Annotated in this window: 21 protein-coding genes, 1 tRNA gene and 3 pseudogenes; 16 read left to right on the top strand and 9 right to left on the bottom strand. The window is 41.2% G+C overall.

What is annotated here, in order from left to right; translation table 11 throughout:
* Positions 1-162 precede the first annotated feature (162 nt).
* Positions 163-1,275: a YcbX family protein gene (locus Xhom_RS09375; RefSeq protein WP_069316361.1), complete on the bottom strand. Its 1,113-nt coding sequence runs from the start codon at positions 1,273-1,275 to the stop codon at positions 163-165.
* Between the two features lie 122 nt (positions 1,276-1,397).
* On the opposite strand from Xhom_RS09375, the gene rlmKL reads away from it, so the two are divergent.
* The 6 genes from rlmKL (at position 1,398) to rmf (ending at position 9,415) form a co-directional block, all read left to right on the top strand.
* Positions 1,398-3,515: a bifunctional 23S rRNA (guanine(2069)-N(7))-methyltransferase RlmK/23S rRNA (guanine(2445)-N(2))-methyltransferase RlmL gene (gene rlmKL, locus Xhom_RS09380; protein ID WP_069318451.1), complete on the top strand. Its 2,118-nt coding sequence runs from the start codon at positions 1,398-1,400 to the stop codon at positions 3,513-3,515.
* A gap of 4 nt (positions 3,516-3,519) precedes the next feature.
* On the top strand, positions 3,520-5,448 hold the full coding sequence (locus Xhom_RS09385; protein ID WP_069316360.1) for an ABC transporter ATP-binding protein: 1,929 nt from the start codon (positions 3,520-3,522) through the stop codon (positions 5,446-5,448).
* 103 nt (positions 5,449-5,551) lie between these two features.
* Positions 5,552-6,766 carry a membrane integrity-associated transporter subunit PqiA gene (pqiA, locus tag Xhom_RS09390; RefSeq protein WP_232326360.1) on the top strand — a complete coding sequence of 405 codons (1,215 nt, stop codon included), beginning with the start codon at positions 5,552-5,554 and terminating at the stop codon, positions 6,764-6,766.
* Position 6,767: 1 nt separating this feature from the next.
* A complete protein-coding gene (gene pqiB, locus Xhom_RS09395) occupies positions 6,768-8,417 on the top strand; it encodes an intermembrane transport protein PqiB (protein WP_069316358.1) in 1,650 nt (549 codons plus the stop codon).
* A complete protein-coding gene (gene pqiC, locus Xhom_RS09400) occupies positions 8,417-9,037 on the top strand; it encodes a membrane integrity-associated transporter subunit PqiC (RefSeq protein WP_069316357.1) in 621 nt (206 codons plus the stop codon). Before pqiB ends, pqiC begins: the two co-directional genes overlap by 1 nt.
* A gap of 219 nt (positions 9,038-9,256) precedes the next feature.
* Positions 9,257-9,415 carry a ribosome modulation factor gene (rmf, locus tag Xhom_RS09405; RefSeq protein ID WP_069316356.1) on the top strand — a complete coding sequence of 53 codons (159 nt, stop codon included), beginning with the start codon at positions 9,257-9,259 and terminating at the stop codon, positions 9,413-9,415.
* Positions 9,416-9,559: 144 nt separating this feature from the next.
* Here rmf and fabA read toward each other — a convergent pair whose 3' ends face one another.
* Together fabA and Xhom_RS09415 are read right to left on the bottom strand one after the other, a co-directional pair.
* On the bottom strand, positions 9,560-10,078 hold the full coding sequence (gene fabA / locus Xhom_RS09410) for a bifunctional 3-hydroxydecanoyl-ACP dehydratase/trans-2-decenoyl-ACP isomerase (protein WP_069316355.1): 519 nt from the start codon (positions 10,076-10,078) through the stop codon (positions 9,560-9,562).
* 85 nt (positions 10,079-10,163) lie between these two features.
* A complete protein-coding gene (locus Xhom_RS09415) occupies positions 10,164-11,894 on the bottom strand; it encodes an AAA family ATPase (RefSeq protein WP_069318450.1) in 1,731 nt (576 codons plus the stop codon).
* A 205-nt stretch (positions 11,895-12,099) separates the two neighbouring features.
* Between Xhom_RS09415 and matP the strand changes: the two genes are divergently transcribed.
* Positions 12,100-12,549, top strand: coding sequence for a macrodomain Ter protein MatP (gene matP, locus Xhom_RS09420; protein WP_069316354.1), 450 nt, complete (start codon positions 12,100-12,102; stop codon positions 12,547-12,549).
* 86 nt (positions 12,550-12,635) lie between these two features.
* On the opposite strand, the gene ompA is transcribed toward matP, so the two are convergent.
* Positions 12,636-13,748, bottom strand: a complete 1,113-nt coding sequence (gene ompA, locus Xhom_RS09425) for a porin OmpA (protein WP_099139728.1) — start codon at positions 13,746-13,748, stop codon at positions 12,636-12,638.
* Positions 13,749-14,103: 355 nt separating this feature from the next.
* Positions 14,104-14,589 carry an SOS-induced cell division inhibitor SulA gene (gene sulA, locus Xhom_RS09430; RefSeq protein WP_418384915.1) on the bottom strand — a complete coding sequence of 162 codons (486 nt, stop codon included), beginning with the start codon at positions 14,587-14,589 and terminating at the stop codon, positions 14,104-14,106.
* 329 nt (positions 14,590-14,918) lie between these two features.
* On the opposite strand from sulA, the pseudogene Xhom_RS45815 reads away from it, so the two are divergent.
* Together Xhom_RS45815 and Xhom_RS45820 are read left to right on the top strand one after the other, a co-directional pair.
* A pseudogene (locus Xhom_RS45815) lies at positions 14,919-15,215 on the top strand (TfoX/Sxy family protein); the annotation flags it as partial.
* Positions 15,216-15,260: 45 nt separating this feature from the next.
* Positions 15,261-15,542 carry a TfoX/Sxy family protein gene (locus Xhom_RS45820; protein WP_420855261.1) on the top strand — a complete coding sequence of 94 codons (282 nt, stop codon included), beginning with the start codon at positions 15,261-15,263 and terminating at the stop codon, positions 15,540-15,542.
* Positions 15,543-15,656: 114 nt separating this feature from the next.
* On the opposite strand, the gene yccS is transcribed toward Xhom_RS45820, so the two are convergent.
* A complete protein-coding gene (yccS, locus tag Xhom_RS09440) occupies positions 15,657-17,810 on the bottom strand; it encodes a YccS family putative transporter (RefSeq protein ID WP_069316351.1) in 2,154 nt (717 codons plus the stop codon).
* Between the two features lie 66 nt (positions 17,811-17,876).
* On the opposite strand from yccS, the gene helD reads away from it, so the two are divergent.
* Positions 17,877-19,931, top strand: a complete 2,055-nt coding sequence (helD, locus tag Xhom_RS09445; protein WP_069316350.1) for a DNA helicase IV — start codon at positions 17,877-17,879, stop codon at positions 19,929-19,931.
* Between the two features lie 74 nt (positions 19,932-20,005).
* Here helD and mgsA read toward each other — a convergent pair.
* Positions 20,006-20,455 (bottom strand): annotated as a pseudogene (mgsA, locus tag Xhom_RS09450) (methylglyoxal synthase).
* A gap of 150 nt (positions 20,456-20,605) precedes the next feature.
* On the opposite strand from mgsA, the gene Xhom_RS09455 reads away from it, so the two are divergent.
* Positions 20,606-21,019 carry a CoA-binding protein gene (locus Xhom_RS09455; protein ID WP_069316349.1) on the top strand — a complete coding sequence of 138 codons (414 nt, stop codon included), beginning with the start codon at positions 20,606-20,608 and terminating at the stop codon, positions 21,017-21,019.
* Between the two features lie 67 nt (positions 21,020-21,086).
* Here the strand turns inward: Xhom_RS09455 and hspQ are convergent, their stop codons facing one another.
* A complete protein-coding gene (gene hspQ / locus Xhom_RS09460; RefSeq protein WP_198148757.1) occupies positions 21,087-21,407 on the bottom strand; it encodes a heat shock protein HspQ in 321 nt (106 codons plus the stop codon).
* 222 nt (positions 21,408-21,629) lie between these two features.
* Between hspQ and yccX the strand changes: the two genes are divergently transcribed.
* Positions 21,630-21,911, top strand: a complete 282-nt coding sequence (gene yccX / locus Xhom_RS09465; protein WP_069318448.1) for an acylphosphatase — start codon at positions 21,630-21,632, stop codon at positions 21,909-21,911.
* Between the two features lie 12 nt (positions 21,912-21,923).
* Here yccX and tusE read toward each other — a convergent pair whose 3' ends face one another.
* Positions 21,924-22,253 (bottom strand): sulfurtransferase TusE, encoded by a 330-nt coding sequence (gene tusE, locus Xhom_RS09470; RefSeq protein ID WP_069316348.1) that lies wholly within the window; start codon positions 22,251-22,253, stop codon positions 21,924-21,926.
* A gap of 182 nt (positions 22,254-22,435) precedes the next feature.
* Here tusE and Xhom_RS09475 point away from each other — a divergent pair.
* The 4 genes and pseudogenes from Xhom_RS09475 (at position 22,436) to Xhom_RS09490 (ending at position 25,350) form a co-directional block, all read left to right on the top strand.
* A tRNA-Ser gene (locus Xhom_RS09475) sits at positions 22,436-22,523 on the top strand.
* A 174-nt stretch (positions 22,524-22,697) separates the two neighbouring features.
* Positions 22,698-23,909, top strand: a pseudogene (locus Xhom_RS09480) (tyrosine-type recombinase/integrase).
* A 201-nt stretch (positions 23,910-24,110) separates the two neighbouring features.
* Positions 24,111-25,019 (top strand): hypothetical protein, encoded by a 909-nt coding sequence (locus Xhom_RS09485; protein ID WP_069316347.1) that lies wholly within the window; start codon positions 24,111-24,113, stop codon positions 25,017-25,019.
* A 115-nt stretch (positions 25,020-25,134) separates the two neighbouring features.
* Entirely contained in the window at positions 25,135-25,350 is a 216-nt protein-coding gene (locus Xhom_RS09490) for a helix-turn-helix transcriptional regulator (RefSeq protein ID WP_069316346.1), read from the top strand.
* The last annotated feature ends 231 nt before the right edge of the window (positions 25,351-25,581 follow it).

Genomic DNA, 25,581 nt, shown 5'->3' on the forward strand with positions numbered 1-25,581 from the left:
TATTTAGTACCTCAAATATTTGATGACCTTTCTTTTATAATATTTACTCCTCTAAAAATTTACGAAAATCAACAATAGGTATGGATATAGAAAATCAGACAGATGATTTTATCTATACTGCCTGATATAAATTCAAATATTATTGTTATGTATTATTAAGTATTAATTTAATTCAAGGACTAAATCATTTTGAGGAATACAACTACAGGCCAGAATTTTTCCATTGTCTTTGATAGATGTCGATTTTAGTGGTAATACGCTGCCTTCAATCAGGGATATCTTACAGGAGCCACAGATACCAGCACGGCATGAATAGGGGATTTTAATGCCTTGATTTTCTAGCTGTTCTAAAATAATGTGCTGATTATTCCCGATAAAACGTTGACCATTAAATTCAATAGAAACAGACTGTTCAGCGGCTTCTTTTATATTTAAATCTTTTGCTTGTTCACCGCTACCATATTTGCGCGGTGTTTTCTTTTCTAAAATGGTGATGCAATCCCCAACACGAATAATACCACTATTACGGGCAATGGCATTTTGCCCAAAGTCGACATCACCATTCTCCTTGGCTGTTCTGAACGACTGCAATGTTGCCAGTGGTTCGCTTTTCGGATTTTTACGGCCTTTTTCTGGACTGACGGTTGTCAAAATACAGCGGCTGCATGGTTTGGGCAGATCGAAAACAATATCGCCGATCTGGATAACTTGCCAGCTATCTTCCTCAAAAGGCACTGCACCAGTGACAATTATATTGGCACGAAATTGCTCTATTTTAAGACTGGCCGGACAACGTTGCTGTAGTGCATGAAAAGAGGCTTCATTAATAATTAAATAGGGAAAGCCATCCGCAAATGATAAAGAAATATCGGGAAATTTCTTGACCCGTCGGGTTAATTCTTCACTGAGCCAGCGAAGTTGTACAGGCATATCAAAAAAGCCACTTAGCCAAGTATTCACCAGATCAGGGGCAACGAGGGCGGTAAAATGATTACCCCAAACTTCGGTAGGGAAACGTTCTTCTTTAAAATCAGCATAAAGTATGGTTGCACTTTCTCTATTTGGCGCTTGTAGATACAGGCCGTTATTGAGCATTGTGGGAGTGAATAGCAACATTTGTGGGTATTGGCGGGCCGTAATAAATGTACCATCTAATGTCGTTATCATAAAATTGCGATCGAACGTCAGGCCACTTTCATTAACGAGGGAATGCGAGAGTTGCAATCCGCGCATAGATTTGACGGGGTAGGTATAGAGGCGGGATAAAGCCAACATTCATTATCTCCAAAATATTTTTATTTTTTTATTCATGCCAGCAACTTTATGACATGTTGCTCGGATTGGCTATAATGTGCCACAATTTTTTTGGTGGTGAACTTTCTGTGATGATTAATAAAATGAACTCTTTCTTTGCCAGCACGGCACGTGGACTGGAAGAACTGTTAAAGAACGAACTGGAAATGCTGGGAGCGCAGTCCTGCAAGATTGCCCAAGGTGGGGTTCATTTTCGTGGTGATGAGCGGGTTATGTATAAAAGTCTGCTGTGGAGCAGGCTGGCATCCCGTATTATGATGCCTCTTAATGAATTCAATGTTTATAGCGACTTAGATCTGTATCTGGGTGTCCAGTCCATTGACTGGAGCGAAATTTTCTCAGTTGATAGCACGTTTTCAGTGCATTTCAGCGGCATGAATGAAGAGATCAGAAACACACAGTATGGCGCATTGAAAGTCAAAGACGCCATCGTTGATAGCTTTGTACGTGAAATAAAGCAACGTCCTGATGTTGCGAAACAGCAACCCGATATCCGTATCAATGTCTTCCTTAATAAAGAAAAAGCCACTGTTTCACTCGATTTGAGTGGAGATAGTCTGCATATCCGTGGTTACCGCGATTTAGCAGGTCAGGCTCCACTGAAAGAAAGCCTTGCAGCAGCGATTATTTTGCGCTCTGGTTGGAGTGCAGGAACACCAATGGTTGATCCAATGTGTGGTTCAGGAACGTTGTTAATAGAAGCAGCCATGATGGCAGCAGATTGTGCACCTGGCTTGCACCGCACATATTGGGGATTTATGTCATGGTTGCAATTCAATGAAACTCTCTGGCGTGAAGTTACCACAGAAGCTCAGGTACGCTTTCGTAAAGGCTTGCAGGAAACAACGTCTCGTTTTTTTGGTATAGATATTGACCGCCGTGTCATGGATATGGCACGTTCAAATGCCCGCAGAGCGGGAGTAGCTCAACTGATCCAATTCCAGCAGGGCGATGCCAGTAAGCTGGAAAATCCACTGCCAGAAGGTACGTTAGGAACGGTATTAAGCAATCCGCCTTATGGTGAGCGCCTTGAAAGTGAACCGGCTTTGATTGCTCTACACAGTATTTTTGGGCGTGTGATGAAAAGCCGTTTTCCCGGCTGGCGTTTATCACTGTTCAGTGCATCACCAGAACTCTTGAGCTGTCTGCAATTGCGTGCGGAACGCGAGTTTAAGGCAAAAAATGGCCCATTGGACTGTATCCAGAAAAACTACCAATTATCGGATAAACCTCAATCCTTGGATATTGGTATTGCTGAGGATTATGCGAACCGCCTGCGTAAGAATGAGAAGAAACTCAGTAAATGGGCTAAAGAGCAAGGTGTAGATTGCTATCGTTTATATGATGCGGATTTACCAGAATACAATGTTGCCGTTGACCGTTATGCGGATAAAGTCATTGTTCAAGAATACGCACCACCAAAATCCGTGGATGCTAATAAAGCCCGCCAACGCTTGTTTGATGTCATCAGTGCAACAATGAATGTGCTCGGTTTATCATCCAGCCAATTGGTTTTGAAAACTCGTCAACGCCAGAAAGGTAAAAGCCAATATGAAAAAATGGCCGAAAAGAAAGAATTCTTTTTGGTAAACGAATATGGGGCGAAATTTTGGGTTAACCTGACCGACTATTTGGATACAGGGCTATTCCTTGATCACCGTATTGCCCGCAGAAAATTAGGTGAAATGAGCCAAGGGAAGGATTTCCTCAACTTATTTGCTTATACAGGCTCGGCGACAGTTCATGCTGGATTGGGCGGTGCACGCTCGACAACTACGGTGGATATGTCCCATACTTATCTTGAATGGGCAGAGAAAAACCTACAGGTGAATGGGTTAACGGGACGTCAGCACCGTTTAATTCAGGCGGATTGTTTGGGATGGTTGTCTCAGAGCCGTGAACAATTCGATGTGATCTTTATTGATCCTCCAACATTTTCCAATTCCAAGCGCATGGAAGACACTTTCGATGTTCAGCGTGACCATATTGAATTAATGAAACAGCTGAAACGTTTGTTACGTCGAGGCGGAACGCTGATGTTTTCCAACAATAAGCGCGGATTCAAAATGGATTTAGCCGAATTGGAAAAAGTAGGCTTGGTTGCCGAAGAAATAACAGAAAAAACCTTATCTCAGGATTTTGCCCGTAACCGTCAGATCCATAACTGCTGGTTGCTGCGTCACGCTGGCGAGGAAAAATAATATTATGTCATTGATTAATTTATCCGGTGCTTATTTATCGTTCAGCGATGCGCCGTTATTGGATAACACTGAACTACATATCGAAGAAAATGAAAGGGTGTGTTTGGTAGGACGCAATGGTGCAGGGAAATCAACATTATTGCGTGTGCTGGCAAAAGAACAACCTTTGGATGATGGGGTGATTATTTATGAGCAGGATCTGATTGTTGCGCGTTTACAACAAGATCCTCCCCGTGATGTAGAAGGCACGGTATTTGATTTTGTTGCGGAAGGGGTAAAAGAGCAGGCTGAATACCTCAAAGCATACCACCATGCTTCACATTTGGTGGAAACAGATCCCAGCGAAAAGAATCTGAACCGTCTTGCAGAGTTGCAGGAAATACTGGATATCCGTGGCCTGTGGTCATTGGATAGTCGGATTAGTGATGTATTGAAACAATTGTCCTTGCCAGCAGAAGCGAAATTATCTTCGCTGTCTGGTGGCTGGTTGCGTAAAGCAGCATTGGGCAGAGCACTGGTTTGTGCACCAAAAGTTCTATTTCTGGATGAGCCGACCAACCATCTTGATATCGATACTATTGAATGGCTGGAACATTTCCTGAAAGATTTCAACGGAAGCCTTGTTTTTATCTCCCATGACCGCTCATTCATTCGTACTATGGCGACCCGTATCATCGATCTGGATCGTGGCAAGCTGACCTCATGGCCGGGAAATTACGATAAATATCTTGAAGGTAAAGAAGAGGCATTGCGGGTTGAAGAACTGCAAAATGCCGAATTTGACAAAAAGCTGGCTCAGGAAGAAGTCTGGATCCGTCAGGGCATTAAAGCTCGACGTACTCGTAACGAAGGTCGGGTAAGAGCATTGAAAGCGTTGCGCGTAGAACATTCTGAACGCCGTAATGTCATGGGTACAGCGCGAATGCAGGTTGAAGAAGCAACGCGTTCCGGTAAGATCGTATTTGAAATGGAAAATGTGAATTACCAGATTGGTGATAAAACATTGGTCAAAAATTTCTCAGCTCAGGTTCAACGTGGTGACAAGATTGCTTTAGTCGGACCAAATGGCTGTGGAAAAACCACATTATTGAAGCTGATGTTGGGCGATCTGTCGGCAGATAGTGGCCGTATTCATTGCGGCACAAAACTTGAAGTTGCTTACTTTGATCAGCATCGTGCGGCATTAGATCCTGACAAAACTGTTATAGATAACCTTGCAGAAGGTAAACAGGAAATCATGGTCAACGGGCGTTCCCGTCATGTATTGGGTTATTTGCAGGATTTCCTTTTTCATCCCAAACGTGCGATGACTCCTGTGCGGGCACTTTCTGGTGGTGAGCGTAATCGTCTGTTACTGGCGCGTCTTTTCCTGAAGCCAAGCAATTTGCTTATTCTCGATGAACCTACCAATGACCTTGATGTTGAAACTTTAGAATTACTCGAAGAATTGGTTGACGGTTATACTGGAACAGTGATTTTAGTGAGTCATGATCGTCAATTTGTTGATAATTCAGTCACTGAATGCTGGATTTTTGAAGGCAATGGTGAAATCAACAATTATGTAGGAGGCTATTACGATGCTCAACAGCAACGGGCTCAAACCATTTCCCTGCGCCATACCTCAGAAAAACACCATGCCTCAGAAAAAAAGGTAAGTGTTGAAAGTAATACAGTAAAACAGAAAGAAGCTCCTAAACGGACAAATAATAAGATAAGTTACCGTTTACTGCGCGAGTTAGAGCAACTACCATCATTATTGGAAACGTTAGAAGAAAAGATAGAAGAATTACAATCTCAGGTTAGTGACTCTGAATTCTTTAACCAACCACATGAAATTACACAAAATATTCTGAGTGAATTAGCAAATAAAGAGCAAGAACTGGAAACAGCTTTTGATCGTTGGCAAGAGCTAGAAATGATGAAAAATGGATGATAGCGCCCGCATAAAAGAAATTTGTGGATTTTGCTAAAGGAGAAACACTTTGTGTTCCAATAACCATCAGCATGACAAGTTGGTTCTATGTCCCCAGTGTGACATGCTGGTGGCTGTGCCTGACTTGGAACAAGGGAAAAAGGCGGTTTGCCCTCGGTGCGACACTTTGCTGACCGCAAAGTGGAAAGCCCCCCGCAATCAACCAGCAGGCTATGCAGCAAGTGCATTAGTGATGTTATTTCTCGCTTGCCTGTTTCCTTTTGTCAGCATGAGTGTCGCGGGGATTATCAGTGAAATTAAGCTGACTCAAATTCCCAAAGTGATGTTCAGTGAAGACTATTCCAGTATGGCCGTGTTTTTCCTGATCTTTGTTCAGCTTGTGCCCACATTTTGCATGATTGCCATTATTCTATTATGTCAGAACGTCAAGATAGCACGTCGCTTGAAAATAGAGTTGGCGCGCATCCTGTTCCAGATGAAAACGTGGTGCATGGCAGAGATCTTTCTGGCTGGAGTGTTAGTCAGCTTTGTTAAGCTTATGGCGTATGGTGAAATTAGCATCGGCTTGAGCTTCTTGCCTTATTGTCTGTTCTGTTTGTTTCAGATCAGGGCGTTCCAATGCCTTGACAGACATTGGTTTTGGAATGAAGTAGAACCCGCCCCTGAAGTTTGCCACACGCTACAGGCAGGAAAGCCGGGTTTGGTGCAAGGTGTCAGGCTGTGTCAGTGTTGTACAGCCATTTTGCCTGCCCGGCAACTCTACTGCTCCCGTTGCCATACAAAGGGGTATGCCCGCCGCCATCATAGTCTCCAGTACACAATGGCACTACTGATAACATCAGTCATACTTTATATTCCGGCGAATATTTTACCAATAATGGTGACTCAAGCATTAGGGAGCCACATTAATTCCACCATTCTGGAAGGCGTTATTTTGCTTTGGAGCTCTGGCTCTTATCCTGTTGCAATGGTCATTTTTATCGCCAGTATCATGGTGCCTTTACTGAAAATGCTGGCCATTAGTTGGCTGTGCTGGGATGCAAAAAGTCAAGGTAAGCATGATTCTGAAACGATGCATTTTATTTATGAAATAGTGGAATTTGTTGGTCGTTGGTCAATGATTGATGTATTTGTTATTGCTGTACTATCGTCTCTGGTTCGTATGGGGCAATTCATGAGTATCTATCCTGCTGTCGGAGCCATATTGTTTGCTCTGGTTGTTATTTTGACGATGTTTGCGTCAATGACATTTGATCCGCGTTTAACTTGGGATAAATCCAATAATAAATTTGCGTTACATAAAAGTGAGGAATCGTAAGGTGACGGATAAAGAAGAAGATCTGACTCAAGCCAGAATCAGTAAACTGAAGAGTTGGTCACCTGTGTGGATTGTGCCAATTATCACTGTGCTTATTGGGGCTTGGATACTGTTCTATCACTTCAGTCATCAGGGGCCTGAAGTCACTCTGATAACGTCTGGCGCAGAAGGTATTGAGGCAGGAAAAACGAAAATAAAAAGCCGCAGTGTTGGCGTCGGTGTCGTCGAAAAAGTATCACTGAGCGATAATTTGGGCCAAGTTATCATTAAAGCTCGTCTGAATGATGGTATGGAGAGGCTGTTACACAAAGATACCGCATTTTGGGTTGTAAAACCTCAGATTGGGCGTGAAGGCGTTTCTGGTTTGAGTACATTGCTATCAGGCGTATTTATCGAATTACAGCCTGGTACACAAGGTGGAGAAGAAAGATCATTTTCATTACTTGATTCACCGCCACTGGCTTCTCCTGATGCAAAAGGGGTTCGGATAGTCCTGACCAGTGAAAAAGCAGGGCGATTAACACCCGGTGATCCAGTGTTATTTCGAGGCTATCGAGTGGGATCGGTTGAAACGAGTCTCTTTGATCCAAAATCTCGTCATGTTCGCTACCAAATTTTCATCAATGCTCCTTACGACGCTTTATTGACGACAAATGTCAGATTTTGGAAAGACAGTGGTGTATCTTTTGATATGTCTTCGCAAGGTTTACGGGTTGAAATTGCTTCATTATCAACTTTGTTTGGTGGTGGCGTTAGTTTTGATGTACCAAAAGGTTGGGTTTTGGGTAATCCCATCAAAGAAAAAGAAACTTTTAAACTTTATGATAGTGAGAAAAGTATCCAAAACTCACTTTATACTGAACATAAAGACTTTTTATTATTTTTCTCTGATTCAGTACGTGGTTTGCAGCCGGGAGCACCCGTTGAATTCCGCGGTATCCGGTTGGGCACTGTAGCAGAAGTACCTTTTTATGCTAAAGGGGTTAGGCAGCGTCTCGACAATGAATTTCGTATTCCAGTCATGATCCATATAGAGCCTGAACGCTTTGAAAAAGAGTTGGGAAGTAAATTCGATACAGATAAGGAACTGAAAGACATTATTACCCGGGGTCTTAGGGCTACTCTGAAATCGGGTAATTTACTAACAGGGGCATTATTTATTGATTTGGATTTTTACCCAAATGAAAAAGAATGGAAAGGTCCATCTGAAATTGCTGATTATGGCATTTTGCCAACAGTGAGTGGTGGCTTGGCGCAAATTCAACAAAAAATTATAACAGCGTTGGATAAAATCAATAACATGCCGATTGAGCCGCTATTTGTTCAGGTAAGGCAGACGCTCGAAGAAAGTGAGAAAACGATCAAGTCAGCACATAAAACAATGAATGAACTAAATCGTATTCTTGCGAGCAAAGAGGCACAGGAATTGCCTAAAGATATACAAAATACATTGCAGGAGTTAAACCGCAGTATGCAAGGTATCCAGCCAGGATCACCGGCTTATAACAAGTTGGTTGACAATATGCAGCGGTTAGATCAGGTATTGCGTGAATTGCAGCCTGTCCTGAAAACTCTTAACAACAAGAGCAATGCGTTGGTATTCGAAGCGGAAGCGACAAACGATCCTGAACCCAAAAAGGCGCCTAAATAATGAAAAAGTTGATTGCGAGGTTGGCATTTTTTATTTCTGCTAGTGTATTTGTTGTTGGGAGTGTGTCTACTGCGGGATGTAGTAGTAGTCAGTCACAAAAAACGTATTACCAACTACCCGTTTTAGCGAATGTGCCAGCAGAAAATTTAGCATCACAAGAGAGTAAACTGGGAGCCAGACATGAAAGGCAGTTGTGGATAAAGGGGGTTAACCTTTCTGACTATCTTGCTGCATCCGGAATTGTTTATCAAACAGGAAATGTCAGCTATATCAGTGCCTCGAATCATTTGTGGGCCAGTCCATTGCAGCAGCAGTTACAGCAAATTTTGATTTCCGAACTAAGTGCTGCATTTCCACATCGTTTGGTTTCTGGTCAAGAACTAGAAAAAGACGCAGATGCTTTAGATATCACAATAACTGCTTTTCACGGCCGGTATGATGGGCGGGTATTGATTGCGGGATACTGGATATTATCTAATCCGGATAATGTGATTAAGCAGCCATTCCAGATTGAATTGAAGCAGAAAAAAGATGGCTATGCTGAATTAGTACATACTTTGGCACAAGGCTACAATCAGTTAGCTCAATCCATTGCTAAACAAATATCCTTTCAACGTTAATACATGGTTGGTGCTCGCTATTTGAGCATCTATGGGCATGTTTTCAAATGCCCATCATAAATTAATTTATTATAACTTTTTGTTTTCTTATGTCAAGTATATGACAATTTTATGAATTTCTTTGCTTGATCTTCATTTCATATAAGGGTATCACTAGAACAAACTGAATAAAAAACGATCGCCGTTTCATCTTCATGGTAATAAATGAGGAAGTAAAGCATGAAAAGACAGAAAAGAGACCGCTTAGCAAGAGCACTTTCCAGAGGCTATCAAGCAGGTATTTTGGGTCGACCTCGGGAGAATTGTCCTTATCATTCATTGGATGCTCGTTCATATTGGTTGGGAGGATGGCGTCAGGCGATGGAAGATCGTGTTTGATGTCAGTTGACTGATTAAGCGGAAAGAACACCTCCGCTTTGCGGAGGTGTTCAATATCGGAGGTCTGAGTTGATAAGCTTGTTAATCACTAATGTCAGATCATCAAAATTTAAGCAAATTAAAGCAATATATTAAAATAAGACATTAAAAATTGCTGGTATCTTTGAATAATCCTACCTTTAAATCAGTCGCAGTATAAATCAGTTTACCATCTACCAAGACTTCGCCATCCGCCAGTCCCATAATCAGTTTACGGTTAATAACACGTTTAAAATTAATGCGATAGGTCACTTTTTTTGCTGAGGGTAATATTTGCCCGGTGAACTTAACTCCTCCAACACCGAGTGCTCGGCCTTTACCTTCTCCACCAACCCAGCCGAGAAAGAAGCCAACAAGCTGCCACATTGCGTCAAGGCCGAGGCAGCCGGGCATTACAGGGTCATTGACAAAATGACAATCGAAAAACCATAACTCTGGGTTAATATCGAATTCCGCTTCGACATACCCTTTATCGTAGGTACCGCCAGCTTCTGTCATTTTAATGATGCGATCCATCATCAACATATTGCCAGAAGGGAGAGGTGGGCCGTTCTCACCAAACAATTTGCCTTGTCCAGAGGCTTGAAGTTCTTCTTTCGTGTAGGATTCTTGTTTTTTAAACATGTTCTCAGATTGCCTTATCATCGTGTAAGGCTAGAGAATAGCGTACACTTGTACGCCGAACAACTCCGATCAGATAGTGATTAAATTAGCCTAACCAGCGGAGAAACCAAGGAAGCCTAGGTCTTTCATGATTATTAGCCTGAGTAATACGTTCATATATCATAGCTAACAAGTGTTCTTTTTGTGGATCGTAATAAGGAATACCAGTTAGTAGTGAGGCGGCTTCAGAGACATGCTCGACAGACCAGATATGAAATTGTCCACTTTTTACTGCATCAACAACATCTTGATTCAGGCACAAGTGTTGAACATTGGATGCAGGAATAATGACACCTTGATGTCCGGTCAAACTCCGGTAATTACATATGCGGAAGAATCCCTCAATTTTTTCATTAACGCCCCCAATTGGTTGCACATAACCAAATTGGTCTACAGCACCTGTGACAGCAATTTGTTGATCAATAGGTTGTTGTGATAAGGCACTGATGAGGACACACAATTCAGCCAGTGAAGCACTGTCACCATCTACTTCACCATAGGATTGCTCAAATACAATGGAAGCAGAGAAGGGTTGTGGCTGATCCAACTTTAATTCAGAAATCAAGTAAGCCTGCATGATCATCATGCCTTTTGCATGGATATTGCCGCCTAGCTCAACCTTGCGTTCGACATCAATAAATTCACCATCCCCTAAATGTGCAACACAGCTAATGCGGGAAGGTTCTCCCATTGGGTCAGGATGTCCGGGATATTCAAGTACGGATAATCCATTGATTTGACCAATAACTGAACCTTGTGTACGGATCAGTACCTGACCTTGCAAAATTTCATCTATGCTGCGTTCGGCCAAATAACCGTGCCGCCACATACGACTATCTTCTGCTTGTTGGAGGGAATCCTCGGTGATTTGCTTGTTTTGTTGATAATTAGCCGCCATCTCCAACTTCTGTTGTAACCATTGGATATCCAGAGGAAGACGGAATTGATCATCTGTATAGCGAACTGCTTGTTTGAGCAGCTCAGGCCAAGCATCAGAATTTAAAGGTGGCAGGTTCTGTTGCTGAGTGATGTTTTTAACATAACGGCACCATACTGTCAGATCATCTTCTTCATGGAAGGGCATATCCAATTCAAACTCACCGTACAATGCACTGTTTGCCAGTTCAGGTTCAATAGCCTGGAATTCTTCAAGACTTAGTCGATCTCCGACTAAAACCAGACGCAGGTTCAATTCCATTGACGGTACAGGCAGGGGGAGCGGGCGATTTTCATCGTGTGATAGCCAGTCAAAACGGCGCTGGATAATCATCTGCTTGAGGCGAACCCACATTAATGGTTGAGAGAGCAGAGTGCGTAGGGATAAAACCAGAATACCACCATTAGCTTGATGGATAAGCCCTGGTTGTAGTTGCAGTACGTTTTGGTGCGAGTAGATGTTGCCGAATAATTGTTCTGGTTCAATCCAATCACGATAAGCAACACGTTCAGTTGGAGCAAAAAGTCCTTCTCCTGAAGGATGCCAAGTAATGGTTTGGTGCTCTATCTGGTAGTAGCCACCAATATTTGGATGATTCTCCGGTAATAAAGGGGCGATTGCTTCAGATAAAAGAGACAGATAAGTATCACTCTCTTCTGCCTTTAGCAGCATAAAAGATTGACGCAGTTCGGCCTGACAAAAAAGGGATAATCCACCGTATAGCCTAGGTTGAACCTCATCCATTGTGATGTGGGATAATTCTGCAACAGAATTAAAGAGTGCTTGATAAGGCGTATTGTTTGGCTGTAATGCCTGCCAGTCTAGTTTTATATTCGTCAAAGTGATAGCTACATATAGTAAAAAGGAAAACATTTATTATACAAGATTAAACAATGAACCAACATGGCAGAATCTTGAAAGTCACGACATTTGAGCCAATGCGTCCATTGCCTGTAAAATATTCCAATATTCTGTGTTGTTATGGGCAATTTAAAAAAATAATTGCTATGCTTAATTTAAGGTTACGGTGTCACTGAGAGATGAAATGAAATATCAACAATTGGAAAATCTGGAATGTGGCTGGAAATGGACATATTTGGCTAAAAAACACCGTGAGGGTGAGCCGATTACTAAATACATTGAAAAAAGTACTGCTCAGGATGCGGTCAATGAATTGATGAAGCTAGAATGTGAGCCGATCAAGGTACTGAAATGGATTTCAATGCATATGAACCCAGATTTATCCAACCGAATGAAGCAAACAATTCGGGCACGGCGTAAACGCCATTTTAATGCAGAGCACCAACACTCGCGCAAGAAATCCATCGATTTAGATTTCCATGTTTGGCAACGGCTTTCAGCGCTGTCTCGGCGTCGAGATAATACTTTATCAGAAACAATAGTGCAATTATTAGAAGATGCTGAATATAAAGAAAAATATACTCATCAGATGTCGAGTTTAAAACAGGATTTAGAATCCATTTTGGGAAAATAAATTCCAGCTATAAATAAAAAAATGAGTTGAAAAAATAAAACCCCATTTTGAAAATGGGGTTTTATAATCAATCTGTTAGACCGATATTAGTGTGCTACTTTTGGCTGAGTAACAACTTCTTTAGTGCCTTCGATATTGATGTCTACACGGCGATCTGGTGCTAAACATTCAATAAGTTTAGTGCGAATTTTAATGTTGTCACAGGTAGAGCCAGTGACAGGATTTTCTCTACCGCGACCTTCCGCCTGAATACTATTTGCTGGAATACCTTTAGCAACCAGATAGTTTACAACGGTTTGAGCGCGCTTTTGAGACAATGGCAGATTATATTTCTGGCTACCAATGCGGTCGGTATGACCGATTACCAGAACTTTACCTTGATTTGGATCGATTTTGGCCAGCTGGTTGTAAAGGCCATCCAGTGCTTGTTGACCTTCTGCTTTCAGCGTTGATTGGTTGAAATTAAACAGGACATCAGAACGCAGAGTGAAGCTCTTTTTCTCAATAACTGGAGCCAGAGCCGGAGCCGGAATAACTGGAGCTGGTGGAGCGACAACTGGAGCTGGTTCATCTTGACCAAAACGATAAGAAACACCAACACTCAGCAAGCCGTTATCTGGTCGAGCACCAACACTGGTTGCATCACCGATGTTGTTAACCCATTGGTAGTCGAGGCGGGTTGCCAGATTTTTGGTCAGTGCGTATTCAACACCGACTGCAGCCAGAGGAGAAACACCAGTGTCGTTGTTTTTCTTTCTGATTTGGCCAGTTGTTTCGTTAGCACCATAAGTTGCGGAGGAATCCGCACGCCATACCATACCACCTAGACGAGTATAGACATCAAGATCATTCAATACCGGATAGCTCAGTTTAGTTGTCAGTTGGATGCCTTGGGCACGGAAAGCACCATTGTCGACACTGCCTTTATAAGCCATGCGACCCAACCAGTCATAACCCAGTTCAAAGCCTAAATATGGGTTTGCCTGATAACCGACATATGCACCTGCACCTAATTGGTTTTTGCGAGTAGGGCCATTACCAATTCGGTTATCATAACCATTACCGTAGAAGTTTACGTCATGGTATTGAGACCAACCTAGTTTAGCACCAGTATACCAAGTGTTATCCTTTGGAGCTGCTTGAGCAGTAGTTGCGAAAGCTGCCACTGCCACGGCTACTGCGATAGCTGTTTTTTTCATTTTACGCCTCGTTATCATCCAAATAGGCAATTGGCCTTGAAAGCCTTATTATTAGCCATTGGTTAAAATTTCTAGTCAGGTAATTGCACTTTGAATGGAACATTCGGCCTAAAATATTAAGGCCGACGAGCACAAATCCAAACTGAGTAAAGTCTACAACGAACTTAAAAAGTTACAAGTACACTGTGACTCGATGCACAAATTTTTTAATTATCGCTCTACAAATTTTGTGTTTTTTTGACAAAAATTTACATTATTTACCGTATCAATAGATTGATTTTCATTGGAAACAAGCACTTTAATCAATTGCTAGTTTATTTTTTATAAAAAATATTGGGATAAGTCCTAATTTTAGTCAATGATAGTAAACAGAGTAGATCTGTAATCTATTTAATTGTGACATAAATTGATGTGTTAAATTTTGTGGGCGCATAATAAAACCCAAAGCAGTACCTTTTTGTGCGGCCAATTGTAGTTTGTTTGCTTCATATTCAGACAATTCAGGCAACCAACCTAACACCACACTGTAGTTACCACTTGCTAACGCTTTTTCCATGGCCTCAATTGATGCCATGGGGAGAATTTGATTCAGTTGGACAACTTTATTTAAGGGAAGCCCAGAGTTTATCAACCAGTTCCGGCTTAACTTTTTATTGGGAGTTACCCAGAGCAACCATCGTTTTTCATTTCCTGACTGACGCAATAAAGGAAGCAGGATGTGATTAATAACAGATTGATGTTCATTGTAAATCAACTCACTGACCAACCCTTTTGCTGTTTGTGAAATCGTGCTTTGGGGGGGCTCAATAAAAGACCGTTTTTTAACAGTTATTCCGACCATTTCTTTGTCTTTTTTAAATTCATTCATTGTTGTGTCAGAAGTTGCCGTCTTCATTTCAGTGAGATATTCCCATGATGATTGAGTGCTCATAATGTTCCTCGTCACGATAGCTGTATATTTATACAGTATAACGATATTTGATTAAAAGCAAGTCCCTTTTTTTCAAAGCGCTTCGCAAAAATTTACAGAAATTCGGATTTTTCTGACTTAACGATTGGCAGTTGGAAATAGATTGCGTATGGTTTTAATTAATTGTTCTTGTTATCTATTTTATTAATAACAGGCATGATTAAAGATGATTTTGGAATGTGATTCATGGAGTGATAAAAATGTTTTTATCCGGGTCTCGCTTTACCCAATTGCAACACGGTGTATCTTCACTGGGAAAACTGAAGAAAAAGTCTCAATTTGGTGGCATTGGGTTGTTAATTGATGGTGTTTTATTTGCTATCAGTTCTGATGGAGAACTTTATTTACGAGGAAGTAGTCACGCTTAGGTATTATTTAAGGCTAGAGGAATGGGGAAGCTTATTTATTCAAAAAGGGGAATACCTGTTACCCTACGGTATTATCATGTTGGTGAGTCACTTTGGCGGGATCAAAAACAATTACTTGAATATGTGCATTTAGCTTATCAATATACTATGGAAGAAATTACCAATAGGCAAAATATGCCTCTCAGACTTAAAGATCTTCCTAATTTAGGGGTCGCTTTAGAAAGGCAATTATGGAAAGTTGGTGTTTCCAAAGTAGAAGAGTTGCGAATGTTAGGGGCGAAAGCAACTTATTTGAAATTACAACAGCATAGGAAAAAAGAGAATGTCAACTTGCTGCTTGCATTGGCAGGTGCGATAGAAGGTTGCCATGTCGCCGTGTTACCAGAACAATTACGAAATGAATTAATTATCTGGCACAGCGAATTGGTTCACCAGGACTCGGATTATCATTCATAATGAGTAAAATCTGTTAAATAGGGGCATTGGCCCCTATTGTCAGTATTCATATGTTTTGTAACCTAGAGCCTAATAGAATAGGCTCTTATCATAAGGTATAACCTTATTATTCTTTTATTCACTGATTTTCTTCGTTAAGCCAATAATTTCAGGCAATAGTTCAATGAGTAATCCTATTTGCTGTAATACAAGCTGGATTTTATCATTACTCTCCGAAGACACTAGGTTAATTCTTTCTAGCAAATGGTTTGTAATGATTTGCGGTGTATCACCATTAAACCAACCTTGCTTTAATACAAATTCAACGTAGCAAATTGCATCATTGAGAAGAACCAATATTGCAGGGTCATTGAGCTTATCCCGATGGGCACCCAATGCAGAAATATAACTCAGCATCGTATGGTTAAGGCATAGTAATCGAAAGGCTGTCTCATGAGATATACGGTAATTTTTAGGCTCTGATGCCATATTTGAGGTCACTGAAGCTAGCTCAGCATCACAATTATGAGCATCACGGCGAGCGATACGATAATCTAAACTGTTGCTCTTGCCTTGGTGATATTGTACTAAAATCGCATTAAGATAGCGGCAATTAGCTCCCATTGTTCGGTTAATGACCTGAGACAATTGACGGAATTTCCAGTCTGGCCAGATAAAACTGACGGCCAGAAAAGCAATGCCACAGCCTATCAATGTATCGATAATTCTTGGTAAAGCGACTTCAAACCCTTCACCTAATAAATTGAAACTCAGCAATATCAGTAGAGTAATAAATAGCGTTGCATGTGCATATTGGCTATTACGAAAGGCGAAGAACAGTACTCCTGAAATGACAATGAGCACGAGTTCTCCTTCAGTCGAAGGTACAAAATAGAGGATTGGCAGACCAATTAAAATACCTGCCAATGTGCCAATGACACGGAGTGCCAGACGGCGTCGAGTAGCACTATAGTTAGGTTGGCAGACAAATAGGCTCGTTAGTAAGATCCAATAACCGCGTTGTAAATCAAATAACTGAATAATGGCATAACCAGTACATAACAGAGCGGACATCCGAATAGCATGGCGAAATAAGGCAGATTTTGGGGTTAAATTACTGCTGATCCTAAACCAGACATCACGCCAACCCGTTAAGGCTTCATCGGATAACCGTGTTTCTTCTTGTTTGTCGTTTTCGGACATACTTTGAAAAAGTACGTATTGATCAGAACTAAGTCCTGCTAACTGAGCATCAATCGCCCGTAAATTTTTTAGCAGATTATCAAATGCCATAATCGTAGCATCAGCACCTTGCTGATTTTTAAGGCGCTCAAGGGAATTTTCAACGTAGTTAAATGCGTTTTCAAAACGTGGATTATGCTGATATTGCTTATGCAGAATAATAGATTGTGAAATTTGCTCACACGCCCGTGCTTGCATGGAAAGCAACCGTTGGACACGAAACAGAATGTCGCTGTGACGAAAAGTTTCCCTTATTTTTTGATACTGAATATGGGATGAACTGGCACGTTCATGAATATCTTGTGCAACGAAATAATAGTGTAACATATGGCGAGTCCCCCGTTGTCCTCGATCTCCTTTTAGACGGCTTAATAAAGAGATCTTAGCTTGATTGAGCGTTGTGACAAGTGAACTGTTCGCCATAGCAATATCAAACACCGACTGCTTATATTCTTCGGCTTCTGAGTCGGGATCAAACAGACTGGTTTTGGCATAGAGATAAGCAGAAAGTTGTTGGTAACAGCGCGCCAGATTTTCTTGCAGGGGGCGGATAGGGAAGAATAAATGGCCGGTTAATGTCAGCAAGTTATACCAAATCGCACCAATGAGCAGTAATACAGGTTGTTGATACCACTCAGGAAATATTGATGATCCGAGCATGGTATAAATGGCTATCAGCAAAGCACCAAAGGCGATGGTGGCGTAGCGTTGCCCCAAGGCACCAAGCAGAATAAAGCTGCAGGTAGATACTGCCAACCCAAGCATGAAAAGCCACGGGTAAGGAAACAACAGCGTGATAGAAGCGGAAGCTATAAAAAAAGAGATCAAGGTAATGACAAGGTTGCGAAGACGGCCAACTAAACGATCATCCAAGTCTGTTAATGCCGCAGCAACGACGCCTAGCAGTAATGGAATTGTTATTTTGAGTTCTGCCTCTAATAACCAGGGAACAAGGGTAGTCCCTGTCAGTGCAATGAATATACGGATATAATAGAGAACGTGACTGTTATATAGAAAATGGCGGGAGCTGGATAAAACCGTTAGCACAAAATACCTCTAACAATATTTACGTGATGAAGTAGTCCAATAATTTTCAGGTACGGTGCCACGACAATGGAACTAAAATCAACGCAAATCGGTCAATGTCTCGCTCAGCATCCTTATAATCGGGTGCGTCTACTCAATGCTGGCATTGAAGTCAGCGGTGATAAACACCAATACCTTATTCCATTTAATCAATTACTAGGTATTCAGTGTAAGCGAGGGATTGTCTGGGGGGAACTGGAATTTGAATTACTTGAAGGAAAAGTGGTTCGTCTGCATGGAACTGAATGGCAGCAAACACAGCATTTTTACCATCATCTGTTAAAAGAATGGCAAAAATGGAGCCTTGATATGAGTGATGTCAGTGCTGATGCGCTGGCAGCACAAATGAATGAAATTGATAAAGTTAAACAACAAAAACGTTGGATTAACGCTGCCGATTTAGCATCTTTACAGCAACAAATTCAAGAAACGTTTCAGTCATTACCCTTGCCCTTACAGCGAATTACACAATTTGAGAACTGTCGTGACGATTACCAAATTTGTCTAAATTGGTTAGATGAGGGTGAGAAAACAGTTCAAACTACGAACCAGCAATGGATTGATCATATGTTGGTACAGTATGAGGAGTTTTTCCGAACCGTAGAAATCTCGCCACTGAATCGTACTCAGTGTCGGGCTGTCATTAATGGCGAAAAGAATATTCTGGTTTTGGCTGGAGCAGGTAGCGGAAAAACCTCTGTTTTAGTTGCACGTGCAGGATGGCTATTATTACGTCAGCAAGCACTTCCTGAACAGGTTTTGTTGCTGGCTTTTGGTCGTCAGGCTGCTGATGAAATGAATGAACGTATTCAGGCACGTCTGGGAACAAAAGCAATAAAGGCAAAAACATTCCATGCATTGGCACTGCATATCATTCAGCAAGGGAGTAATAAAGAACCTAAAATCAGCGAGCTGGAAACTGATGTACAAAAGCGTAGGGATTTTCTCATTCAGGAATGGCAAAAACAGTGTGGTGAAAAAAAAGCACAAGCGAAAGGTTGGCGAGAATGGTTGACCGAAGAATTAGATTGGCAATTATCAGAAGGTGAATATTGGCACGATAAACAACTCGCGCTTCGCTTATCAGTCCGTCTAGAACGCTGGTTAGAATTAATGCGCATGAATGGTAGTAGTCAAAAAGAGATGATTGAACAGGCACCTTCTGCTTATACCTCTGTATTTCAGAAGCGTGTTCGGCTTATGGCTCCTTTGCTGAAAGCTTGGAGAGCGGCGTTGAAAGCGGAGGGCGCAGTCGATTTTTCTGGTTTAATCCATCAAGCGGTGAATATCTTAGAAAAAGGACGATTTATCAGTCCCTGGAAACATATTCTGGTGGATGAATTTCAGGATATTTCACCATTGAGAGCCAAATTATTGACGGCGCTGAAAATGCAAAACAAGCAAAGCCATCTATTTGCTGCAGGGGATGATTGGCAGGCGATTTACCGCTTTAGTGGTGCTGAATTAACTTTAACGACAGCATTCTCCGACTATTTTGGGAAAGGGGCAGAATGTACACTGGATACGACTTATCGTTTCAGTGAACGTATTGCTGAAATCGCTAACCTATTTATTCAACAAAATCCGAGTCAATTGAGTAAGCCACTTAATAGCTTAGTAAAAGGGAATAAAAAATCGGTTGTGATTTTACCGGAAGAACAATTGGAAACATTACTTAATAAAATGAGTGGCTATGTTACCAAACAGGAAACTATCTTATTATTGGCACGTTACCACTATCTTAAGCCAAAATTATTAAAAAAAGCCTCGACACGTTGGCCTAATTTAAATATTGAATTTATGACAATTCATGCGTCTAAAGGACAGCAAGCGGATTATGTCATTATTTTGGGATTGCATCATGGGCAAGATGGTTTCCCAGCACCAATTCGGGAATCTGTGATAGAACAGGCTTTATTGCCAAAACCTGAGGATTTCCCCGACGCAGAAGAACGTCGTCTTTTATATGTTGCATTGACTCGGGCGAAAAAACAGCTCTGGTTGATGCAGGAACCAAAAAATCCGTCAATATTCATTCATCAATTGGGGAAATTGGGAGTACCGACTCAACGTAAGCCCTAGAGAGTAATATCAATTCCAGCAAAATCTAAAAATGAAAAATAGGAAGAGTTTTACTCTTCTACTTGATGCTGAAACTACATTAATCTCTCATTAAAATAGTGTTGATAATCTGGTACGAAGATATCGACTTTTTCTGAAAAAAAAGCGCAGAATTGATAATGAAATCGGCAGATTAACGGTTAGTTGCAACGGGAATATTCCAAACTGTAGCAAAGCTTTGACATCGGGGTTATGAAGAAAGGCATTCAGAGAATCCCAGAAAAAATTAAAACATCGATTTTACCTTCAGAAATCAGGACACCGATTTGCTGATCACCTCCCATTGGCCCACTCAACATACTGGTAACTGATAATCCTGCTTTTTGTTGAATTAAATTTCCCGTCGTTCCAGTCTCATATAACGTATGTGTTTCTAACAATGTCTTATGGATAATAACCTAGGTTAATAAAGATTTTTTACAGTGATCATGAGCGACAAGCGCGATATTTTTTGATTCTGTCAAGGTGCAAGCCGTTAATTCCATGGTGATACCTTTATTCAAATAAATCTTTTACCATTTTTTAAATGGCAAGATAAAAAAAATAGCCGTGATTATCATAAATACTGTAGTAGATAAACCAAATGAAAATCGTTGCTGTGTCATGAAGTAACGGTTTGGTGATATGGAGGACACATGAGCGATCAATATATAGCGGATATTTTGGGAAAGGTTAAAACCATCGCATTAGTTGGAGCGAGTAAGAAAACAGATCGCCCAAGTTATAAGGTAATGGAATACTTATTGAGCCAAGGATATGAAGTCATACCTGTTAGACTTCAGTTGGCGGGACAATCTCTATTGGGCCAGACTGTTGTGAGCCAATTGGCGGATATTGAACGCTCCATTGATATGGTTGACGTCTTTCGCAATGCGGTAGCTGCCTATGGTGTTGCGGAGGAAGCAATAGCTATTGGAGCAAAAGTGCTCTGGTTACAAAAGGATATTATTAACAAAGAGGCAAAATCATTGGCAGAAAAAGAAGGATTGACTGTTGTGATGGATCGTTGCCCAAAAATTGAAATTCCACGTTTGGGCCTGGAAAAATGAATAAGGCAGTGATCGTTTATTCTTCACCACCTTATAGAAATAGTTCGAGTAAGGGTAATAAAAGCGTTTAATTTCGTAGTCGTGGAGCTTGCAATTGACTACGGATGGATTCGGCCAACTCATCCATGGAAGGTTGCTCAGGGTGATCATCTGAAGTTTCATAAGTCAATTGAGCTTCGGCCAAATAAGTATGGACGGGTTGCCCATCATCATCTTCCATCACGACGTGGTACCACGGAGCTGAACGCAAGGTAGCATTAGATGCAATATCATTTTCCTGCGGTTGTTCTAAAGAATATTCAGCATCAATATCTACAACAACACCCAAGTAACCCAGCAACCTATGTCGTACTTGCTGGCCGATACCGAATTTGCTGGCGATCATCATAGTCACCTCCAAAGAAACCTTGCAATAACTCTTATATAAGGGCAGTAAGGTAAATGTCAAGAGCACACCCGGTAACCGGAATTGCAATTATTTTTGAAACCAAGATGGCATGTGATCGCCATCTCATAATTTCAGGTTAGCTGTTGCGTATATAAAATACAATACCAAAAGTAGGTTTAACGTTCCACAGTTCTTACTATCTTATCTCAGGGGAACACGATGATGACTAGACACAGCATTACTATTTACGTTTACGGGCGGGTACAGGGAGTTGGTTTCCGTTATCAAGCCTATCATTGGGCGAAGAAAAACAAGCTGGTGGGATATGTCCGCAATATGAATGATGGCAGCGTTAAAATAGTCGCTTGTGGTAATGATGAACAAATAAAAATGTTAACGCATTGGTTGGAGCAGGGTGGGCCACCGAGCGCCAAGATTGACTATTTTCAATCTCAATTTTGTGAAGTAGAAGAAATGACTGATTTTAGCATCCGCCATGAGTGACGGATGAATAAATCAAATACACTTAACTGGTTTTGGGAGGCCTGCAATTTTTGTTGCCTGTTTTGCTGGCCCTTTGGGAAATAGGCGATAGAGGTATCGGCTATTTCCTTTCTCTTCACCATATTTTTGCGAGATCGCCTTGACTAACATACGAATAGCGGGAGAAGTATTAAATTCTTCGTAGAACTCGCGCACAAAACGTATAACTTCCCAATGTTGTTCAGTTAGCGTGATCTCTTCTTGTTCTGCCAGCAGAGGAGCAATGGCTTCTTGCCAGTCACTACTATTTTTTAGATAACCTTGTACATCAGTTTCGATCTCGCGACCTTCAAATACCAACATAACCTTTTAACCATTCAATAAGAATGTCAGCAATTTAGCAAAAATCATCCTTACTCCCAAGAAAGATTACCAAACATGCTGAATAAATAGACCAATAGATAGAGGTTTGAGTGATTTATCGGCAGTTGAGCAGATAAATGCTTTACATTGGAAACCCTCATGTTTATAGTGCTCGGCATTGCGGAGGGGTGGCCGAGCGGCTGAAGGCAGCGGTCTTGAAAACCGCCGATGGGAAACCATCCGAGAGTTCGAATCTCTCCTCCTCCGCCACTTCTACTTATCGCAACGTCTCTTAAAGTCTATTTTCCTCAGTAAAATCAAAGAAAACTTCAATATCTAACTCTCCCAAGGTCTAGCGTCGTCTTCCTAAATCTATGCAATTTGTTGTATAGTTTTTTGTATAGAAATTCCCTCTACAATTTTCCTATACAATATTGGTGATTTATGAAGCTGACAGACATGGCAATCAAGCGTGCCAAGCCAAAAGAAAAATCATATACGCTGGCGGACGGTAACGGGCTATCTTTGTTAGTTTAAACCAATGGATCTAAAGGTTGGCGCTATCGTTATCAGTTCACAGGTAAAACTAAAATGATATCGTTAGGTATCTACCCAGTTGTAACTCTCACTGAGGCAAGAGCTAAAAGAGATGAGGCTAGAAAACAGGTAGCTAACGGCATCAATCCGAGTGAAGCCAGAAAAGCGGAGAAAGTCGCATCAATTAGCCAGTCTGAGAATACATTTAAAAATATCGCTCTCGAATGGTACGAAGGTAGAAAAGATAGATGGTCTGTCGGTTATCGTGACGACATGATGGACGCATTCGAAAAAGATGTGTTTCCTTATATAGGTGATCGCCCGATTGCTGACATTAAACCAATGGAACTACTCGAAGTGCTTTCTGTTATGGAAAAGCGCGGCACAACTGAGAAATTGAAGAAAGTCCGCCAGCGTTGCGGTGAAGTTTGGAAGTACGCCATTATTACGGGCAGGGCGGAGTATAATCCAGCGCCAGATTTAGCTAGTGCCTTTGTTCCTCATAAGCGTGAACACTACGCACATCTTTCAGTAAGTGAGTTACCAGAATTCCTTTCTTCTATAGATAAATATATGGGAAGCCAGATTGTTAGAGTGGCTTTACGGACTCTTATATTAACCGGAGTTCGGCCAGGCGAATTAAGAAAGGCTGAGTGGTCAGAAATTAATTTTGATACTGGTATATGGGAAATTCCGGCCGAAAAAATGAAAATGCGCCGCCCTCATATAGTGCCATTGTCTGAACAGGTTATTGAGTTACTGAAACAGATACACCCAATCAGCGGTAGTTATCAATATATTTTTCCTAGCCGTACTGATTATAGAAAGCATATATCTGATATGGCATTAAATACGATGATTAGGCGTATGGGTTATAGCGGTAGAGCCACAGGTCACGGCTTTAGGCACACGATGAGCACAATACTTCATGAACAGGGTTACAACTCTGCTTGGATTGAAACACAGCTTGCTCATGTTGATAAAAACAGTATCCGAGGAACCTACAATCACGCCCAGTATCTGGATGGTCGCAGGGAAATGCTGCAATGGTATGCCGACTACATGGATGCACTAGAGCAAGGCGGAAATGTGGTGCATGGCAAGTTTAAACGTGCTTGATAGTCATGGGATCTGACTGACTATTTCAATGTGAATGGAAATAATAAGTCAAGCCCTTTAATTCTGCGAATAATGAAAAATATACTCACTAGTTATCCACAAAACTACCCGATTTTGTACACTTGCACCTGCATGATTAAGTTGTAGAATTTACCCCAGTAGACACCAAAATAACGACATGGAAACCATGGAGGCGAGCAGTTGGATATACTGGGGAAAAGAAAATGGTTAAATCTGAATGAATGTGCAAAATATTTACGAAAAACACTTAATGATGATATCAGTGTTTCTGACGTAGCTCGCCTGATTGCTGACGGTGAGTTAAAACCATCAATCTTTTTTCACTCTTGCTGCTTTGTACGTGAAGTGCAAATCACGAGCAAGCCATTATCCCATGTGCTTAGCGAACCAGAGACAGCTATCACATCAAATATTCATCTTCTTAGCCAAGAAGCTCTATTGCCTGATACGCCTATAATTCACGCAACCCCAATCGGTGACAAAATAATCTTTACCGAGGGTATCTGGTCTGCTCTGCACATTGGAATCATTAAATACGAAGCAGAAAAAAAATACAGTGAAGAGCAAGGGCTACCAAAACCCAAAAGATCTTTATATGAGGCGAAAGGAATAATATTGGCAGATGGTGAAAAAAGATTTCAGATTGTTCAAAAAATAGACTTTGAACATGAATTAATCGCATTAGTGAAATTATCTCAGTCTCAAAGAGAGGAAGAGAATGGGTTTTTTAAGGCACATATAGAGCGATTTAAGCAAATAAAGAACGCTGAAATTACAGGTGATATCTATGACAGTTTTGTGCCATGTGTTGGATTGCCGGAAAATTCATACTTTGCAATTAAAAAAGAAGACATAGACGTATTTGTATCTATGTGTATGCCAGCTAGCAAAAAAACATCATCCAAGACGGCTAATAAGCAAGCAGAGTTTATATATGCACTAATAGCAGCTCATTATGGGCAAGATATAGCCAATAATCCACGCTCTCATATTGATAATGGTGATATAAGGATTGATCTTGAAAGTAAAGGTTTTGATGTGCCATCAGGAAACACAGTATCAGGCTGGTTAAAAAACATCAGCGTGTAATATTACATTTGAGTTTGTAATATTACAAAAAGCGCCAAATAAGTTTTGTATATTCCCCTTGTCATCAACAAACGTCCACTAAAGAAAATCAAGGACTCGATAACAGGAGGGCTACATGCCAGCAATCACAATACCTAAAGAAAACCTCATTCGCTTACCCGAAGTCCAACGCAGAACCGGTTACGGTAAAGCGTGGATCTACAAACTCATTGCAGATAACCGATTCCCCAAGCAAGTCAAAATCGGTACTCGCTCAGTTGCTTTTGTTGAATCAGAAATAGATGACTGGATATCACAGCGTATTGCTGAGTCTCGCAGCGAGGTGATGTAATGAAAAGCTTTATATTCCCGCCAACAATAGAGAATGTAAATAACCCCTACAGCCGAAAATCAAATTAATTAAGACAGGGTAAAAATATGACATCTAAATATGTGGCCTTAAATGGTCAGGGACTCGCTCACTCTGAAAACAACCAAGAGCCTATTTTGGTTCAGCACAAAGAGAGCCGAAAAAAGAATTATGCCGAAATGATCCCGTTAACTATGGGAACTATTAACGGGA

The organism is Xenorhabdus hominickii (genome assembly GCF_002632725.1).
In the GTDB taxonomy this organism is placed as follows: Bacteria; Pseudomonadota; Gammaproteobacteria; order Enterobacterales; family Enterobacteriaceae; genus Xenorhabdus; species Xenorhabdus hominickii.

What these genes read in the sequence shown, in the direction of transcription:
- helD (WP_069316350.1), top strand. Translation starts at nt 17,877, where the DNA reads ATGGAACTAAAATCAACGCAAATCGGTCAATGTCTCGCTCAGCATCCT.
- hspQ (WP_198148757.1), bottom strand. Translation starts at nt 21,407, where the DNA reads ATGATGATCGCCAGCAAATTCGGTATCGGCCAGCAAGTACGACATAGG.
- Xhom_RS09385 (WP_069316360.1), top strand. Translation starts at nt 3,520, where the DNA reads ATGTCATTGATTAATTTATCCGGTGCTTATTTATCGTTCAGCGATGCG.
- Xhom_RS45820 (WP_420855261.1), top strand. Translation starts at nt 15,261, where the DNA reads ATGCCTCTCAGACTTAAAGATCTTCCTAATTTAGGGGTCGCTTTAGAA.
- Xhom_RS09455 (WP_069316349.1), top strand. Translation starts at nt 20,606, where the DNA reads ATGAGCGATCAATATATAGCGGATATTTTGGGAAAGGTTAAAACCATC.
- pqiC (WP_069316357.1), top strand. Translation starts at nt 8,417, where the DNA reads ATGAAAAAGTTGATTGCGAGGTTGGCATTTTTTATTTCTGCTAGTGTA.
- tusE (WP_069316348.1), bottom strand. Translation starts at nt 22,253, where the DNA reads ATGTTGGTATTTGAAGGTCGCGAGATCGAAACTGATGTACAAGGTTAT.
- sulA (WP_418384915.1), bottom strand. Translation starts at nt 14,589, where the DNA reads ATGGTCGGAATAACTGTTAAAAAACGGTCTTTTATTGAGCCCCCCCAA.
- Xhom_RS09490 (WP_069316346.1), top strand. Translation starts at nt 25,135, where the DNA reads ATGCCAGCAATCACAATACCTAAAGAAAACCTCATTCGCTTACCCGAA.
- rlmKL (WP_069318451.1), top strand. Translation starts at nt 1,398, where the DNA reads ATGAACTCTTTCTTTGCCAGCACGGCACGTGGACTGGAAGAACTGTTA.
- Xhom_RS09375 (WP_069316361.1), bottom strand. Translation starts at nt 1,275, where the DNA reads ATGTTGGCTTTATCCCGCCTCTATACCTACCCCGTCAAATCTATGCGC.
- fabA (WP_069316355.1), bottom strand. Translation starts at nt 10,078, where the DNA reads ATGTTTAAAAAACAAGAATCCTACACGAAAGAAGAACTTCAAGCCTCT.
- rmf (WP_069316356.1), top strand. Translation starts at nt 9,257, where the DNA reads ATGAAAAGACAGAAAAGAGACCGCTTAGCAAGAGCACTTTCCAGAGGC.
- pqiA (WP_232326360.1), top strand. Translation starts at nt 5,552, where the DNA reads ATGCTGGTGGCTGTGCCTGACTTGGAACAAGGGAAAAAGGCGGTTTGC.
- ompA (WP_099139728.1), bottom strand. Translation starts at nt 13,748, where the DNA reads ATGAAAAAAACAGCTATCGCAGTAGCCGTGGCAGTGGCAGCTTTCGCA.
- yccX (WP_069318448.1), top strand. Translation starts at nt 21,630, where the DNA reads ATGACTAGACACAGCATTACTATTTACGTTTACGGGCGGGTACAGGGA.
- matP (WP_069316354.1), top strand. Translation starts at nt 12,100, where the DNA reads ATGAAATATCAACAATTGGAAAATCTGGAATGTGGCTGGAAATGGACA.